Raw genomic sequence first — 17923 nt, forward strand, 5'->3', positions numbered from 1 at the left:
ATTACATTGCTCAGATTTTATATCAATTTCCCTGCCACATATTTTTTGACTATATTTTCATGTGAGCCCACATAAACAAATCTTTCAAGTCTTTCCTCCAGGTTGTGAGGAATTTCGTTTATGAGATTTTCATCATCAATTACTAGGGCATCAAACTGATAACCCTTCTCAAATGAGCCTACCTTGCCGAAGAAAGAACCTCCGCCTTTAGTGGCAAGATAAAATGCTTCAGAAAAGCTAACTGGCTTATATTCCGGAAAAACAGTCCAGTAAAGTTTTGATGTCTTGATTGTTTCAACTATGTGTTCTCTCATGTTGAGAGAATGAGCTCCTCCCACATCAGAGCCAAGTCCAATTTTTAGTCCTGCGTCCATATATTTTCTAAGAGGCATCATGCCGCTTGACAAATTTGCATTAGACTGAGGGCAGTGGGCTATCATCACTTCACGTTCTTTAAGCATAATGAGCTCATCATCTGAGCAGTGGACACAGTGAGCCATTACTGTCTGACCTTTGGGCATAAGACCATAGTCATTATAAACACTTGTAAAATCCCTGCACTCAGGATGAAGTTCTTTCACCCACTTTATTTCATCCTTGTTCTCATCAAGATGTGACTGAACAGGAAGATTATACTTATTTACTATTTCTGATAGTTTTTTCATGAGCTCTGCAGTTGTGCACGGAACATATCTGGGTGTAACAATATAATCCACATTGTCATTGTTTTTTGTACTGTTCATCCACTCAATAAGTTCAACTGTTTCATTTGCAGATGTCAATGTATCTTCCATGAGGCCTTCTATTGAATTTCTATCCATATTCACTTTTCCAACCAATGCTCCCATGCCTGACTTTCTGAGAAGTTCAATCAATATCTTAGTACCTTCAGAGTGGCTTGTTGCAAACATGCTTGCCCTTGTGGTGCCGTTCTTTTTCATCTCTTCGATTGTCAGACTATATGATGACCTTGCAAATTCAGCATCCTTGTAATTTCCTTCAACTGCAAAAGTATATTTCTCAAGCCATGGTAAAAGTTCAAGGCTAAATCCCATACCTGCATTGACCCACTGTGGTGCGTGAACATGTACATCGTTGAATCCCGGTATTATGAGTCCCTTTGTATCTACCTCCGGCAATATATTTTTATATTTTTCGGGGGGCTGTGAATAAACTCCTTCAATAATTCCTTCTTCAACAGCTATATATCCATTTTTAACTATTGTAAATTTTTCTGATGTTTCAGTGTAAAGAATATTTCCTTTATATATTTTAATCATCTAAATCCTCTTTCTTATAACCTTAAAAACACAACTCTTAATCTTATCACAATTTCCATAATAATGCAATATATTTTTGACAAAATAAAAGCACAGCGAACTGTGCCTTAATAGTGTGTATTCTTACAACCCGTTTCTTTTTTTCGAATCAGCATAATACACATTTAATTTCTTTAAGTTGTTCACCCAAAGATAAATAACAAAAGGTACGAATAAAACCATCAGAATATCTATTTGTGACATGAGTATGAAGTCAAAAATACCGTGGAGAACTGTAGGAACAGAGAGTGATTTCTTAAAATAATACTGGCTTTCTTCTTCTGTGAGAGCAAATTTTGCCATGGATAAATAATAACCCATTGTAACCGCAAAAAGCATGTGTGCAGGTACAGACACAATTGCTCTGTAAAATCCTATGGATTCAACATCTGAAAATCTAAACACAACATACATTACATTTTCTATGGTTGCAAAACCGAGGGCTGCAATTACGCAATATACTATGCCGTCCAGCTTCTCATCAAACACCGGATTGAAGTAAACATTTTTTAAAACAACCTGCCTTTTCATGTATTCCTCCGTGAGTCCGGCTACTATGAAAGCCGTGTACCCAATACCGATTATTCCAGGAAACACATTGAAAAAAGTCAGAATGTTTTCCACAAAAATTGTTGGAATTACAGAAATTATCCCCATAATGAAGACTTTTAAAAGAATTCTTACAGGTTCTCTGTCATGTCTGTCAAATAAATAGAAAAACAAACCAAGCGCAATGCCTGGGGTTATTGCCGTCATAAATAAATTTATGTTCATAGCCTCTCCAATTATGAATTTTTACATAAAACTTATTCTTTTATATTATTACTTTATTATTCAATTGGCAAACTATTTTTACAGGAAATAATTTTTACTGGCAGCTTATTGCCTGCTCCTGTGTTTTTTTCTGAGCGTCAAGGTATAGTCCCGATATGGTTGAAATAGGACAAATTGTGCACCAGGTTCTTGGCTTGTAAACAAATGCAAGCACCAAACCAATTATGGTTGTGGTCATCATCATTGAATAAAAGCGGTATGCCATGTGTGTAATCCAAGGCAATACGTTGTTTAATTCAATCATTTGCGGCATTTTGAAAGGAATTGGAAACACTATGAAAAACCTCAGCTGTTCCAATGGATTCATTAATCCCGACGCAACTCTTGCCGTTGACATGGTGATGAAAAACAAGCTTATTCCGAAATATATCAGCATTATATATTTTAAGTTTCCTTTAATGAAATAAGTAGGAGTTTTTAAAGAAAACTTGCTTGTAAGTTTTCCTGCTTTTGTATATAGATTTGCTCTTGGGCAATATCCCTGACAATATGTCTTCCTTTTTGTTTTTACAAGCAATACCATGGGAAGAATCATGCAAATCAGCCCCAGAAGCGAAAAGTGTATATTCACAAAACCAAGTGTGAAATATAAAATGTTGATGACAAAAAGATTTTTGTTGTTCTTTAAATTTTTAAAAAAATTAGTCATTAATACCTCCATGCAATTTCGCGACAAAAAAATATACAACTAAAAATTTTGGCGATATTCATTCGTGAAAATTAATTAATTGCATATATTTTTTAATCTTAATATGACTTAACTAATATGTTGTCATAGTATACATGTTGGTATGTATATGTTCTGTGATTAAATCACTGAACCGTTATTCAATGATGCTTTGCACTCTTTTCATAACAGATTCAAATTCTTCAGTTCCGGCTAATTCAGCTATATTCTTAGGCTTTTCAGGACAGAGAGTGTATTCCTTAATATTAAGGCTCAAATATTGAACATCCACCCAATTTCCGAATTTGAAGCCAACATTTTTCAGTATTCCAACTTTTTCAAAACCAAGCTTGCTGTGCAGTTTTTCGCTTTTGATGTTAGGCATCGTTACAACACCATAAATATTACAATATCCTAAAAGACCTGACAATTCAATAAGAGCAACATAAAGTGCCTTTCCAATGCACTTGCCCTGATGTGAAGGATCTATGTAAATAGAGGATTCAACGGACCAGTCATAGGCTTCCCTTTCTCTAAAGCGTGAAATGTAGGCATATCCTACAACCACGTTTTCTTCTTCGCAAACGAGAAGTGGAAATGTTTTTTGAATTTTGGCCATTCTTTCTATGAATTCTTCTTCTGACGGCACTTTGTACTCAAAGGTAATAATGGTATCCCTTACAAATGGTTCATAGATATCTAAAATTGAAGAATAATCACCTTCGTTAGCAAGCCTTATTTTACAGTTATTCATCTTTATCCCTCTCTATCATAATTTTATATATAATACTGCACATAATCGAAATTTTCAATATAAATAATAAAAAAGACAAATTAAGCTGTGCCTAATTTATCCTATTGTTTCCTCAATGGAAAGTATTCCACCAAACCAAAACTCAAACCTAACAGGAACTTCTGTCTTCATAACTTCAAGATTAAAATCCACACTGGAGGATTCGGGAAATTTTATCTTTGTACTTCGTATTATGTTACCTTCCAGGTCATAGAGTTTGTATTCATTGTTTCCTGATTCTTGAACAGGCTGGTTTGTAGAAAAATGAAGGACAAAGATGTTACTGTCAATTTTACCATCATACACTATGTTGTAATCCTTGATGAAGTTTTTTTCATTAAAAAACATTTCAGGTTCTACACTGTAATATTTATTCTTTCCAAAGAGGCTGCACGCCCTCTTGTAGTCTGCAATACTCCTGAACACTATGTTCTTTAAATTTCTTATAGAAACCGGTTCATCAATAATAAGCTCTGCCATTTTTTTTCGTCTTGAAGTCTTCATGTTTTCACTTAAATCATCATCCGGTTCTATATTAAACACCGTTTCCCAGTCTATTTTCTTGCTGAAGAATTCATTGTCAGTTCCAAATTTTGTATAAATGGAGTCTGCATCACCGTCTGTAAACACTGACAGATCAAAACAAATTAATTCCTCACTGAACACCAGACAAACTGGAACGTCCATTTTCAGGCGGCTGTTGCATTTTTTTTCATAATAAAACCTTGTGCAGTTTTTTAGGTCGTTTACTGCTTTAATGTCTTTATCCCATACATCCGTAAACTCTATGTTGTTTGCATAACAAAGAGCCCTGCTGCAAAGATATCCTATTTCTATTATGGAACTTAAGTTAGAAAAGTCTGTGTAGTGCAGCAGCCCCCTGAACTCATGCTCTTCTTTCAATTTTTTGACCGTTTCTTTCAGCTTATGGCAATCACTTTTCACATAAATTCCTCCTCACATCTTTAATAATTTATATTAGATAAGGTTTTCATTTATGTGATTAAAATTGAAACTATTTTTATGAAAAAAATGGGCTGTTGCATTAGCATTTATTATCGTTTCATTTTGAGGGCTTTAGCCCTAAGAATCTCATTACTTTAAAATATGAGATTCTTCGCAGCGCTCAAAATGACATGAATATGCTAATGCAGCAGTCCCAAAACTTATTCTGTGTATTCTTTTGCTTGTTCCTCATTTCTAAGAACTCTCAATGTTCCAAGGGCCAGTGATTCCATTTCATTTTCCCCTGCCATAATTTCAACTGGAGCAATGAACTCAACTCTTTCTTTTATCATGTCTGTCATCATTTTTGAATACGCAATGCCCCCTGTTAAGATTATGGCGTCAACATTACCTTTCAATACTGTTGCAAGCTCGCCTATTCCTTTTGCGATCTGGTATGCCATGGCTCTATAAACAAGATTTGCTTCTTCATTACCTTCATGTATCATCTTTTCAACTTCTCTTGCATCTGTTGTTCCAAGGTAGCCTTTAAGCCCTCCGTTTCCGCTTATCATTTTCCCCACTGTTTTTTTATCGTACTTTCCTGAAAAACACATGTCCATGAATGGCCTTAAGTTTACTCTTCCTGAACGTTCCGGTGAAAATGGTCCCTCATCGTCAGAAATGATGTCGCTTAATCTTCCCTTTTCATAGACACTTAAGGAAACCCCGCCTCCCATGTGGGCAACAACAAAGTTCATTTCAGTGTAATTTTTACCCATGTTCTTTGCTGCCTTAATTGCCATAGCCCTGGAATTTAATACATGGCTTGTGCTGGTTCTCGGCAATGCGGGCATTCCTGAAATTCTAGCTTCCGGTATCAATTCGTCAACCTTTACCGAATCGTAAATGTATGCTTCTTTTCCTATTGAAGAAGCAATTTCATGGGCAATAAGTGCTCCAAGGTTCGATGCGTGTTCTACAACGGGTCTGTTTTTAAGTCTGTCAACCATCAAATCATTGACTCTATATGCACCCGACTTTACAGGCGGAAGCATTCCTCCTCTTCCAACCACTGCATCAAGCTTATTTACATCAAAACCATTGTCCTTTAAAAATAAAAGAACAACGTCTTTTCTCATTTGAAACTGATCAACAACCTTTTCAAACTTTTCCATTTCTTCAGAAGGGTGATCCAGGGTCTTGACCAGAATTTCCTGCTCATTTTCGTAAAGCGCTATTTTTGTTGAAGTGGAACCGGGATTGATTGCAAGTATCTTATACACAAGTGCCTCCTATATTTTTTATACCTTAAGTGAAAATACTATTCATACTTAAGTTTAAACTAAACTTTTTCCTGTTTCAAGTGCTGTTAAATTGATATCAACAAAATTTTCTTTTACGTTATCTCTGAGTATTTTTTCCCAGTCAATTTCTTCAAGCCCCATTGCCTTTATGATTGTTCCAAGCAATATTATGTTCATAACCTTTGAGTTTCCGAGTTTTTCAGCTTCCTGCGCTGCATGTATTACAACTGTAGCTGCTTTTCTTTTTAATACTTCAACTGCATTTATAGGATATTCTGCTTTTCCTGAAAGTATTGGCATTGAATTTATTTCATAGTCATTTACAACAACCTTTCCATCCGGTTTAAGAAAATTCAAGTATCTCAATGCTTCCATCTTTTCAAATGATACAAGTATGTCTGCTCCTCCAAGCTCTATAACCGGAGATTCAACTTTTTCTCCGTATCTTACCTGAGATGATACAGAACCTCCTCTTTGGCTCATGCCGTGAATTTCGCTCATCTTCACGTCAAATCCAGCTTCCATCAATCCTGTTGTAAGAAGTTTGCTGGCAAGTATTGTTCCTTGTCCTCCCACTCCAACCAATAATATGCTTTTTGTCATTTATGCTTCCACCTTTCCTATTGCATTTACAGGACATACCTGGACACAAACTTCGCAGCCCACGCATGAATTCTTGTCTATGAATGACTTCTTTTCACTTTTATCAAATGATATGGCAGGACATCCTGTTCTTGTGCAGGCTTTACAGCCAATGCATTTTTCAGTATCAACCGCGCAATATGTTTTAAACGCATCTTTGAATTCTTCTTTGTCTTCCGGAGAGAATTTTTTCAATACGCAAGGCCATCTGGTTATTATAACCGAAGGTTCATCAAGTGCTAAAGCCCAGTCAAGAGCTGTCTTTACCGCCTTTAAATCATTTGGATTGATAACAGCAACATTATTAAACCCTATTCCCTTTACTATTTTCTCTATGTCAAGAATTACCGTCTTGTCGCCCTGCAAAGAGTATCCTGAGCCTGGATTTTCCTGATGTCCTGTCATTCCTGTAATACGGTTGTCAAGAATCACATTCACAGTGTTTGAGTTGTTGTACAGAACATTCATAAGCGAGTTTATGCCAGTGTGGAAGAACGTTGAATCACCAAGGCATGAAACAACTCTCATCTTGCTGTCCTGCTGCATGTTGAACACCTTTTGCGCTCCGTGTCCCACGCTCATGCTTGCTCCCATGCATATGTTGTGATCCGTACAGTTATAAGGCTCTGCAAATGCCAGTGAATAGCATCCTATGTCTCCTGATACCAGAACATTTTTTCTTTTTCCCAGTTCATAGTAAAATCCTCTGTGAGGACATCCTGCACAAAGAGTAGGTGGTCTTGAAACAACTTCCTTTTCATCATACTCAACAGTTGGAAGAGTTTCTCCGAACACGGAAGCACGTATTACTTCAGGAAGCATTTCTCCAAATGGAGGGAATGTATTTTTTCCGAAACATTCAAATCCGAGTATTTTTACCTGTTCCTCAATATAGGGGTCATTTTCTTCTATTACGTATACCTTTTCTATCTTTGAACAAAACTCACTTATTTTTTCTGTCGGCAGTGGCTGGGTGAAACCAAGCTTCAAGTATGACACTGTATTTCCGAACACTTCCTTTGCATAGCTGTAACATACGCCTGATGTGATAACTCCTACTGCTGTGTCATTCCATTCAAAGAAATTAAGCTTTGTTGTGTTTGAAAATTCAAGAAGCTTATGCTGTCTTTCTTCAACCTTTGCACGCAACTTTCGTGCAATGGCTGGAACTGTAACGTATTTGTTTATGTCTTTTTTGTATGGTATTATTTCTTTTTCTTCTCTTTCAACACATTCAACTATTGCCTTTGAATGGCACACTCTTGTAGTCATTCGAAGAAGTACCGGCGTATCATATTTTTCGCTTAATTCCAGAGCTGTCTTTGTCATGTCTTTTGATTCCTGGGAATCTGAAGGCTCAAGCATTGGAATTTTTGCAGATTTTGCATAATTGCGATTGTCCTGTTCATTTTGAGAAGAGTGTTGTCCCGGCTCATCTGCAGATACAAGCACAAGTCCTCCGTAAACTCCCGTATATGCTACTGTGAACAAAGGGTCCGCAGCAACATTCACTCCAACATGTTTCATTGAAGCAATTGCCCTTGCTCCTGCCATGGATGCACCAATTGCTGTTTCCAATGCAACCTTCTCATTAACTGCCCATTCAGCCACGATATTTTCTTTATACAATGCTATGTTTTCTAATATTTCAGTGCTTGGTGTTCCCGGATAAGCTGAAGCATATCTTACACCTGCTTCATAAGCACCTCGTGCAATGGCTTCATTTCCTGTCATTAATTTTTTCATATTAACGCTCCTTTATTTTTCTGCTAATATAAATAGCAACATTCATGCCAAAAAACAAAGGCTTAAAATCATGGTTTTCATAATTTTAAGCCTAGAATTTTTTAATTTTGTTTGTTTTTTTGTACGTTATTGTTTTATTTTTTGCACATCTTTCCCTGAATTTATTTTATTCCACAAGGATGACCTGCTTATACCAAGCATTTTTGCAATATCATTTTTTGACATTCCCTGTTCTTCAAGCATTTTAATGACTTTATTTTCAACATACCTGTCTATTTCCTTCAAGTCCAGAATAATGTTAGATTTTTTTACTATTTCAGCATTTTCTTCAGTAAATTCAATTTCTTCTCCAGTATTCTCAGCTTCAAATACTTCATTGTCTTTGCAGTCTGCTGCTCTATCATCCAGATTAAATTCTCCAAATATGACACATCGTTTGGCAATATTCTTAAGTTCCCTGACATTGCCCGGCCATGAATAAAGAACAAGTTTTTCTTCAAACTCTGAACTTATTTCAGGGACTTGTCCATCCTCTGCAAACTCATGCAAATAATGCTTGAAAAGAGGCAATATATCTTTTTTTCTCTGTCTTAATGGAGGTATGTGAAGTTCAAGTATGTTTAATCTGTAAAACAAATCCCTCCTGAAGGATCCATCCTTGATTTTATCTTTGAGACTTTCATTGGCAGCAGTCAATATTCTTACATCAAGAGGAATAACATAATCAGAGCCTATTCGCATAACTTCCTTTTCTTCAAGCACCCTGAGAAGCTTCGACTGAAGATTCAAGGACACACTGTTTATTTCATCAAGGAATATTGTACCTCCATGAGCAAGTTCAAAGAGACCGGGCTTTCCTCCCTTTCTGGCTCCTGTGAATGATCCTTCTTCATACCCGAACAGCTCGCTTTCAAGAAGACTCTCTGTTAATGCAGCACAATTTATTGCAACAAAAGGTTCATCCTTGCGGTCGCTTATGTTGTGTATGCTCTGAGCCATCATTTCCTTGCCCGTTCCTGATTCACCATAAATTATGGCAGTGCTGTCCGACATTCCTATTTTAACGGCCCTTGCCATGGTATCCTTCATGATAGAATCAGCTGCAATTATATCATTGAATTTAAATTTGGCAACAAGACCTTTTTTATTCATTTCATATCGTATTTTCTTTTCCAGATTCTGAAGTTTAGTTATATCCTGGAAAGAACATATAACACCTACAGCCTGGTTTTCTATTTCAAGCATTGATATGTTTGCTGTGACCACGACCTTTTTAAGCTGCATTATTTGATTGTACCTGTTAGTCCTAGTTTTTAAAACGTCCTCAATGGCACTGAGTTCCGGAAAGACATCTGTCAGGCTTTTCCCCAGCACATTGTATTGGTCTTTTTTTAGAAGCTCATGGGCACGTTGATTGTACAAAATTATTTTTCCTTCTCTGTCCACAGCCAGTACTGCATCATGGACTCCGTCAAGTGTTGTATTAAGAACTTCATTTTTATATTTTTGCTCATATAGACTGTCAACTATTTCCCTTGCTCTTGCCACTGCATCGTGAATGGAATCGTCACTGGCTGAAATATGCACAAAATTTAAGTTATAATTTTGAGCTGCCTTGCAGGGAATTCCTCCGCCCACTATTACAACATCTCGTCCTGCAAATACATAGCTGCTTATAATTCCTTCAATTTTATCCTGATGGTCAAACTTTTCAATAGTTACGCTGCAATTTAACAGTTCGCTCCATTCATTAAGATCAAAAGTTTCCATGTGGGAAAGAACAAGCACCACTTCTTTTTTATACTTTTTCGCGGTCATAATGGCATACAAAATATCAAGGGTGGAAATTTTAAGCTGTATTACAGGAACACTTACTTTGCCAACAGTGTGAAAATAACCGCCGCTCCTTGCAATAATTGCCTTCACACCTTTTTTCTCAAGCAGCATTCCCTGTTCGCTGATTTTATCCTCATCAAGGGTTTCAATAATTATTTCACCGCTTTTTATATTGTCTGCATAAAGCTTTTCAATTATTTTTTTAAGCTCCGTATTGTTTGCTATGATCCCTATTTTTCTTCCCATATGTTTCTCCGATTTGTTTTTTACATTATACAGCATCAAAAACAATAGCACAAAAAACAGCTGAATAGTTCAGCTGTACGTATTTATTTTACTGCAGAAGCCGATAACACCAGAGACAGGTATTTTTCTTCTGATGTCGCTCCCCTTGAAGTAAGCACTACCGGAACTTTTGCTCCAACTATCATTCCTGCCATTTTGCCGTGTGCAAGTTCAAGTATGGCCTTGCTCATTATGTTTCCTGTTGTAATATTTGGAGCGATAAGTATGTCCGCGTCCCCTGTGACAGGAGAATCAAATCCTTTTATTTCAGCAGATTCCTTGTTAAGAGTGAGGTCTACGGATATGGGTCCTTCAACAAGACAGTTCTTGATTTTGCCTTCCTGGTTCATCTTTTTAAGCATATCGGCATCCACTGTTTCAGGCATCTTTGGATTTACGGTCTCAACTGCTGCCAGCACTGCAACCTTTGGGCATTCGTATCCCATTGCCAGAAAAACATCAACTGCATTTTCAATTATCTGTTTCTTTTCTTCTACATCAGGATACATCATCATTCCGCCGTCAGTTATTGAAATGAGCTTATGGTACGTTGGAACTTCAAGTATTGCAACATGCGACATCACCTTGCCTGTTCTTAATCCTTTTTCCTTGTTTACAACAGCTTTTAACAAATCTGCTGTCTGAAGCTTGCCCTTCATTATGAAATCGGCCTTGTTTTCATTTATAAGTTCCACAGTTTTTTCAGCTGCTTCCTGGTCGCTGTTTGTGCTGATTATAGAGTCTTCATCAAATTCAACATTAAGGTTTTTCAATATTTTTTTGATTTTTTCCTTGTCTCCGATAAGCACAGGTTCAACAAGCTTGTCTTTTACCGCCCTAAAAACAGCTTCTAATGTGTGTTCGTCATGGGCTGCAGCCACTGCGACTCTCTTTTTAGAATCATTGTTTTGAACTTTTGCAATCAATTCCTGAAAATTTTTCAACTCCATTTTGTCCTCCTGAATTTATACAACTTCTTTGTGATATATTATAACACATGTGACATAAATTTTAAACTAGCAATTAGTCAGCTAAATTTTATATAATTTTATAAATAAAAAGGGCCTATGCCCAAGTTTAGATGATAAAGTATATATTTGGACGCTGTCATTCTGAGAGCTTGCTCGAAGAATCTCATATTTTCAATAAAGATGAGATCCTTCACTATCGTTCAGGATGACAGCGTCAGCTTTTGTCAATAGTCTGAGGTAACTGCCTTTTTAATCTATGTTTTTCACGTTCAGTGCTCTGAAGGAATTTAATATTGCTATTACGGCAACTCCCACATCGGCAAACACCGCTGCCCACATGGTAGCATAACCCATTGCCGATAAAAGAAGTATTAAAAGTTTGATTCCTATGGCAAAAATTATGTTTTGAGATGCAATCTTCAATGTTTTTTGTGATATTTTTATTGCAGTTGCTATTTTTGACGGTTCATCAGTCATTATGACAATGTCTGCTGCTTCTATGGCAGCATCTGAACCAAGTCCGCCCATTGCTATTCCTATATCAGCTCTTGCCAATACCGGTGCATCATTTATTCCGTCACCTACAAAAGCAAGCCGCCCTTTAGGAGATTTTTCTGTCAAAAGCTCTTCAACCTTTTCAACCTTGTCTGCAGGAAGAAGTTCAGCATAAACCTTGTCAAGTCCAAGTTCTCTTGCAGCCTTTTCTCCGGCCCTTAATGTATCTCCCGTAAGCATCACAATTTGTTTTATATTAATATTTTTAAGTTTCTTTATGGCGTTTTTTGAATCTTCCTTCACTTCATCTGCTATTACAATAAGACCGGCATAAATATTCTCAACTACAACGTGAACAACAGTTCCTGAAAATTCATTTTTGTTGTATTCAATACCCATTTTCTCCATGAGTTTCACATTGCCTGCAGAAACTTTTTTTGAGTCTACAACTGCTGAAACTCCGTGTCCCGGAATTTCTTCAACATTTGATACTCTTTCTGCATTGATTTCCTTTTTATATGCTCTTTTCAATGAAGATGAAATAGGATGATTTGAATAATTTTCAGCATATGCTGTGAGTTCAAGAAGCTCCTGTTCAGAAATTCCTTCCGGATGGATTTCCTGGACGTTGAAAACACCCTTTGTTAGGGTACCTGTTTTATCAAACACAACTATTTCAGTGTTTGCCAATGCTTCAAGGTAGTTGCTTCCCTTAACAAGTATTCCTTTTTTACTGGCTCCGCCTATTCCGCCGAAGAAGCTTAATGGAACTGAAATAACCAGTGCGCATGGACATGAAACAACCAGAAATGATAGTGCTCTGTAAATCCACTGGCTGAATGTTGCTTCTTTTATTATCAATGGTGGAACAACTGCCAAAAGTGCTGCTATTATAACAACCGTTGGTGTGTAGTATCTTGCAAATTTTGTTATGAACTGTTCAGACTTGGACTTCTTGCTTCCTGCATTCTCAACAAGATCAAGAATTTTACTCACTGTCGATTCTTCAAATTCTTTGGTGACTCTTGCTGTAACAAGTCCGTTTATATTGATGCAGCCGCTTAAGAGGTCGCTTCCTGCAATTATTTCTCTTGGAACAGATTCTCCCGTAAGTGCAGAAGTATCAAGCATTGAACTTCCTTCAATAACTATTCCGTCAAGAGGCACCTTTTCTCCTGGTTTTATTACAATGATGTCCCCAATCTTCACATCTTCCGGGTCCATAACTTCAAGTCCGTCTTCTGTTTTTACGTTGGCATAGTCAGGTCTTATGTTCATTAATGCTGTAATAGATTTTCTGGACTGGCCAACAGCATAGCTTTGAAACAGCTCACCAATCTGATAAAACAACATTACAGCAACGCCTTCAGGAGCTTCTCCTATAGCAAATGCTCCAAGAGATGCCACGGCCATGAGAAAATTCTCATCAAACAAATCTCCTCTTAAAATGTTTCTGAATGCATTGTTTACAACATCATACCCGGCAAACAGGTAGCTCACAACAAAAAATATTATTTTAAGTATTTCAACATTTATAATTAATGCGGCTGCAAAAAAAATCGAGCTTAGCACAAGCCGCCAAACAAGTCTTTTCATATGTGCTCCTATAAGGCCTTAAATTTAACGTTAGGTTCGTATTTGTTCACTATTTTTTCTGCTGCAGCAATTATATGATCCATTTCGTCCTCATCGCCTTCAATTGTCATTTTAGTGGTCATAAAGCTCACAGTTGCACTTTCTACTCCCTTAAGAGCATTGACTTCCCTTTCAATTTTTGCTGTGCAGTTTGCACAATCCAAGCCTTCAAGCATAAATTTCTTTTTCATAACGTCCTCCAAATTTTTGTGTTATTTTTCTTTAATATGTTCCATTCCTATTTCAAAGATGTCTTTTACGTGATCATCCTTAAGAGAATAAAAAACAACTTTACCTTCTTTTCTGAATTTAACAAGATCTGCCTGCTTCAGATACCTGAGCTGATGAGAAATTGCCGACTTAGTCATATTTAATAAAACCGCTATGTCGCATACGCACATTTCATGAGCATCAAGTGCAGATATTATTTTAAGCCTCGTGCTGTCTCCTAAAACCTTAAAAAAATCAGACAAATCATAAATATCCTCTTCAATTGGCATTCTTGTTTTAACTTCTTCCAGAACATCTGCGTGTATCACTTCGCAATCACAGAATATTTCATCTTTTGACAAACAATCACCTGCTTTCTTTAGTTGAATAGTTGTTCAACTGTTATAATTATTATAGTTGAGCAACCATTCAATTGTCAATATTATTTTTATTTTTTTGAAAATTTTTCTAATGTTTGTACACAATTACTTTGTTGTGCATAAAATAATGTACAAGATTCTTGTAAATTATTTTGGAGTTTGATATTATGTACAAAAAATTTAACAATCCAGTCGCTCAGGGAAACTTGGGTACATGGAGAAACAATGGATGCTGCGAACATCCTGATAATGAAGAAAATGAAGATACAGTACAAATCATCGAGGATGTTGACAGCGACAATACAATTGACATCAGCACATCAATCAGCATAAGCCAGACAGCTACATCTGCCGGAGGTGCCGGTGGTGACGGCGGCGACGGCGGAGAAGGCGGAGGTGCTTCACAGGCATACGGACTTATAGCTGTGGCAATAAATGAAATTGAAGCAGGCATTGAAATTCCTACAGTTCCTGATGCATTGGGTGAGGGAGATACTGCACTTGACGCTGAACAAGTTAAACAGCTTCAGCAGTCAAGACCTCATCAAAATGATGACGGCGCAACTGCTTCAGGAGGAGATGCTAACGGAGGTGCCGGTGGTGACGGCGGTAACGCAACATCTCTAAACTATGCATCTGTGGTAGTTGACAATGTTGTTATCATTAACAGCAATGTGGATGGCGACGGACAATATCCTGCATACACCATAGGAACAGGCAACAGGAAACTTGAAATAAGAGTGGATGAAAACGGAGAAGCTTTTGTCAATGGCGCAAAGATGGATGAACAAACATTGGGAGACGGCACAAAGGTATTAATTTTTAGAGACAGCAAAGTGCAAAATTCATAAAATGTTATAAAAAATAGGGCGTTTAGGCGCCCTTTACTCATATGTCCGAATCTGTTCCGTGGGAAAAGTCAATAATTTCTGATTGAGACATTATCGCTCCCGTTTCTTTAAATTCAACAATCTCGTCATCTTCAAGTCCTTCGCCTGCAGGCATTTCATCTGCACCGGGACTTGATGTTTCATTGACTCCATCACCTGTTCTTCCGCTTTCATCAACAATCCATAACCGGTTGAACGGAGATCTTGTTCCTTCCTTCAAATTATATTTTTCAGCAACTTGTTCATCAATGGGGACTAGACCCCCGTCTGTTTTCAAAAATAATTTTTTCATGATATCTCCTTACATTTATAAATATAAATTTAAGTACTTATATTATAGTAGTATTGCCGATAAAAGTAAAATTCATAATTTTTCATTTCCAATTATTTTTATTTTTCATGTGACTTAATCACTGTTAAATATCCATTAAGTGATAAAATGAGTTTATAATAAATCAAGGAGATGGAATATATGAGTACAATAAAAATTACAAAAGACAACTTCGAACAGGAAGTTTTAAATTCAGATAAGCCAGTATTGCTGGATTTCTGGGCTTCATGGTGCACACCGTGCAAAATGGTTTCTCCTGTTGTTGATGAAATTGCCAGTGAAGTAACCAATGCAAAAGTCGGAAAAGTTAACATTGATGAACAGCCTGAACTTGCATCTGCATTTGGAATAATGAGCATTCCTACACTTGCAGTAATGAAGAACGGAAAAGTTGTAAACAGCATGGTAGGAGTAAGGCCTAAGGCATCAATCCTAAAAATGCTTGCATAATATAGCAGTCACCTCTTAAAATTGGAAAAAGGCAGCAATGGGAGCTGCCTTTTTGTTGTTCACTTTTTATTTAAATAAATCACATAATGTTTCTTTCAAGTTTTTCAAATACTCCTGCTGACTTCAGTGCAGGCCTTATGGTCAGGGACAGAGCAATTGAAGCTATTACAGCTATTACAGCATTTGTTGATGAAACCATGAACTTTGTTACTGCAACTGCAGCCACTGCTTCCCAAGTGCTTTGCAGCACAACATACTGAAGAATAATTGTCTTTGATATATAAAGCGCTACATATAGAAAAGCTCCTACAACAGCAGCAACTATGTTTACTTTTTTGTTCTCACCGTTGTAGCTTCCCATGTGAGAAATTTTCCCCGCTACGTAACCCATTGCAAATTTCATAATAAAAGTGATCCAAAATTCCGGAGCAAAAGCCGGATCAAACAAGTCAAATATTGCAGAGCCAAAACCTGCAGCCAGTCCTCCCACTGTTCCTCCAAACAAAAGTCCGCTTAAGATACACATGACATTCCCAAGATGAAGCATAGTCTTCCCAAGAGGTGTGGGGATTTCAATCCTGAAATTCGTCGCAACAAAAACCATCGCTGCCATAAGACCCACAACCGCCATTTTATATACTGAATATTTTTTTGAGTTCTCTTTCATAACAGCCTCCTAATCATTTATACTTCCATTATACGATAGACTGATACTCTGTAAATATCCAGATTTGATATTTTTTAGCAGTACAGATTTATTTATGCAAATATTGCAGTGAGTATGAATGCTGAACTGAAAAGCACAATCAAAGAAAACATGAGGTAGTATCTGTATTCCTTGTAAAGTTCAAGTGTTGTGACATTCATAAGCTGAATTGTAAAAGCCTGGCACAGATGAATGGGTGAAAAGAAATATCCTATAAATGCACTTGCAAAAGCAAAATAAACATATATATACAGCATGTTGCCTGCAACATTCAACTGGGAAACCATGGGTAGTATTATAGCCAAAGCAGCTGTCTGATTACCCGTAATGATACCAAAGAATACAGATGAAACAAGAAATATTACCAATACAGAAAATGTGCTGTTGCTTTGTTTAAACAGATTTCCAAAAATCAGTAAAAGATCGTCCATTTTCAAAATCATTTCTTTAAGAAGCAATATTATTGCAACCATAAGAACTGTATGCCAGTTGATTGACTTAATGGTGATTTTCACAAAATCTTTTTTATCGCTTAGAAAATAAACGCATACAACGCTCACAATCATAGTAATATAAAATGGCAATCCTGTTAAAGCATTTAATATTACGCAAATAGTGATTGGGGATGTATACAAAAGAAGTTTTAAAAAGTTCTTGCCCAGATCTTTTTTATGAGTTGATTTTTCACTTTCTATATTTTTTATGTAAAGCAAGTATCCTACAAAAAACATCGGTACAACATATGCAAGATTGAACATAACCAGTTTTGTAATGTTTATTTCAGGCATTGAACTGGCAATTACCAAAAGGCCTGTTGAAAACGGAAGCAAAAACATGGCGACGTGCCTGAACACAAGATTAATGGCAGCGCGCTTCGGCGGAGCAATATTCATTTCCTCCCCCAGATTATTTATAAATGGTGCAGACAACAATGCTCCCCCGGGTATTATAAGAATGCCGATTAAAGCGGGTATTATCATAAGAATTATTTTTTTGCTGCTTACTATGAGCAAAATAGTTTCTACTATTTTGTCAAGAGTTTTGTAGTGTTTCATGAGGCCACCAAGAACACTCACCATGAGTATGGTAAGTACAGTGCTAAGTGATGATCCTTTAAAGACCTCAGCTAAAGATTGTGCTGTGCCTTCAAATCCTATTCCTGAAATTATTGCCAGAACACCTGCCGAAATCAATAATATATAGCTCAGCTTAAGTTTAGTCCTGCCCAGCACTGGAATCAATAAAAATGATATTATTACGGATGCCAATTGAATCATAGTCGTTCCCCTTCCTAATTTGTTATATAAATTATATTTCATATAAGAAAATATTACAATATATTAAAATTTTATCAATTTCGATACAAAAACAGCCTCCAGTGGAGGCTTAGTTTGATGATAAGTATAAATTGGGCGTTCATACTTAGAGCTTGCTCAATCTCATGTTTTCGATAATGTGAGATCCTCGCTATCGTTCAGGAT

General features: G+C 36.8%; 18 protein-coding genes. 2 read left to right on the forward strand and 16 right to left on the reverse strand.

What is annotated here, in order from left to right:
- Window positions 1-17: 17 nt before the first annotated feature.
- The 13 genes from LY60_RS09395 to LY60_RS09455 form a co-directional block, all read right to left on the reverse strand.
- Window positions 18-1280: an amidohydrolase family protein gene (locus LY60_RS09395; RefSeq protein WP_145082732.1), complete on the reverse strand. Its 1263-nt coding sequence runs from the start codon at window positions 1278-1280 to the stop codon at window positions 18-20.
- Between the two features lie 123 nt (window positions 1281-1403).
- Complete coding sequence (locus tag LY60_RS09400) at window positions 1404-2093, reverse strand: PrsW family glutamic-type intramembrane protease (RefSeq protein WP_145082734.1); 690 nt, start codon at window positions 2091-2093, stop codon at window positions 1404-1406.
- 94 nt (window positions 2094-2187) lie between these two features.
- The gene (locus LY60_RS09405; protein ID WP_145082736.1) at window positions 2188-2802 is read right to left on the reverse strand and encodes a 4Fe-4S binding protein; all 615 of its coding nucleotides are present in this window, start codon (window positions 2800-2802) and stop codon (window positions 2188-2190) included.
- A 175-nt stretch (window positions 2803-2977) separates the two neighbouring features.
- Window positions 2978-3574: a GNAT family N-acetyltransferase gene (locus LY60_RS09410; protein WP_145082738.1), complete on the reverse strand. Its 597-nt coding sequence runs from the start codon at window positions 3572-3574 to the stop codon at window positions 2978-2980.
- 96 nt (window positions 3575-3670) lie between these two features.
- Window positions 3671-4558 carry a DarT ssDNA thymidine ADP-ribosyltransferase family protein gene (locus LY60_RS09415; RefSeq protein WP_170226158.1) on the reverse strand — a complete coding sequence of 296 codons (888 nt, stop codon included), beginning with the start codon at window positions 4556-4558 and terminating at the stop codon, window positions 3671-3673.
- A gap of 221 nt (window positions 4559-4779) precedes the next feature.
- Entirely contained in the window at window positions 4780-5844 is a 1065-nt protein-coding gene (buk, locus tag LY60_RS09420) for a butyrate kinase (protein WP_145082742.1), read from the reverse strand.
- A gap of 54 nt (window positions 5845-5898) precedes the next feature.
- A complete protein-coding gene (locus LY60_RS09425; RefSeq protein WP_145082744.1) occupies window positions 5899-6468 on the reverse strand; it encodes an indolepyruvate oxidoreductase subunit beta in 570 nt (189 codons plus the stop codon).
- Window positions 6469-8253, reverse strand: a complete 1785-nt coding sequence (iorA, locus tag LY60_RS09430; RefSeq protein ID WP_145082746.1) for an indolepyruvate ferredoxin oxidoreductase subunit alpha — start codon at window positions 8251-8253, stop codon at window positions 6469-6471.
- A 126-nt stretch (window positions 8254-8379) separates the two neighbouring features.
- Window positions 8380-10335 carry a sigma 54-interacting transcriptional regulator gene (locus LY60_RS09435; RefSeq protein ID WP_145082748.1) on the reverse strand — a complete coding sequence of 652 codons (1956 nt, stop codon included), beginning with the start codon at window positions 10333-10335 and terminating at the stop codon, window positions 8380-8382.
- Window positions 10336-10418: 83 nt separating this feature from the next.
- The gene (locus LY60_RS09440; protein ID WP_145082750.1) at window positions 10419-11324 is read right to left on the reverse strand and encodes a bifunctional enoyl-CoA hydratase/phosphate acetyltransferase; all 906 of its coding nucleotides are present in this window, start codon (window positions 11322-11324) and stop codon (window positions 10419-10421) included.
- Window positions 11325-11594: 270 nt separating this feature from the next.
- Window positions 11595-13436, reverse strand: coding sequence for a heavy metal translocating P-type ATPase (locus tag LY60_RS09445; RefSeq protein WP_145082752.1), 1842 nt, complete (start codon window positions 13434-13436; stop codon window positions 11595-11597).
- Between the two features lie 8 nt (window positions 13437-13444).
- On the reverse strand, window positions 13445-13666 hold the full coding sequence (locus LY60_RS09450; RefSeq protein ID WP_145082754.1) for a cation transporter: 222 nt from the start codon (window positions 13664-13666) through the stop codon (window positions 13445-13447).
- Between the two features lie 21 nt (window positions 13667-13687).
- The gene (locus tag LY60_RS09455) at window positions 13688-14047 is read right to left on the reverse strand and encodes an ArsR/SmtB family transcription factor (protein WP_246145407.1); all 360 of its coding nucleotides are present in this window, start codon (window positions 14045-14047) and stop codon (window positions 13688-13690) included.
- Between the two features lie 185 nt (window positions 14048-14232).
- Here LY60_RS09455 and LY60_RS09460 point away from each other — a divergent pair, with 185 nt between their 5' ends.
- Window positions 14233-14916, forward strand: coding sequence for a hypothetical protein (locus LY60_RS09460; RefSeq protein ID WP_145082756.1), 684 nt, complete (start codon window positions 14233-14235; stop codon window positions 14914-14916).
- Between the two features lie 37 nt (window positions 14917-14953).
- Here LY60_RS09460 and LY60_RS09465 read toward each other — a convergent pair whose 3' ends face one another.
- Window positions 14954-15247 carry a hypothetical protein gene (locus tag LY60_RS09465; protein ID WP_145082758.1) on the reverse strand — a complete coding sequence of 98 codons (294 nt, stop codon included), beginning with the start codon at window positions 15245-15247 and terminating at the stop codon, window positions 14954-14956.
- A 180-nt stretch (window positions 15248-15427) separates the two neighbouring features.
- Here LY60_RS09465 and trxA point away from each other — a divergent pair, with 180 nt between their 5' ends.
- Window positions 15428-15736 carry a thioredoxin gene (gene trxA / locus LY60_RS09470; protein ID WP_145082760.1) on the forward strand — a complete coding sequence of 103 codons (309 nt, stop codon included), beginning with the start codon at window positions 15428-15430 and terminating at the stop codon, window positions 15734-15736.
- Window positions 15737-15815: 79 nt separating this feature from the next.
- Here the strand turns inward: trxA and LY60_RS09475 are convergent, their stop codons facing one another.
- A complete protein-coding gene (locus LY60_RS09475) occupies window positions 15816-16403 on the reverse strand; it encodes an ECF transporter S component (protein WP_145082773.1) in 588 nt (195 codons plus the stop codon).
- 92 nt (window positions 16404-16495) lie between these two features.
- Window positions 16496-17719: a DUF401 family protein gene (locus tag LY60_RS09480; protein WP_170226159.1), complete on the reverse strand. Its 1224-nt coding sequence runs from the start codon at window positions 17717-17719 to the stop codon at window positions 16496-16498.
- Window positions 17720-17923: the final 204 nt, after the last annotated feature.

It is taken from the genome of Sedimentibacter saalensis (genome assembly GCF_007830175.1).
Taxonomy (GTDB): domain Bacteria; phylum Bacillota; class Clostridia; order Tissierellales; family Sedimentibacteraceae; genus Sedimentibacter; species Sedimentibacter saalensis.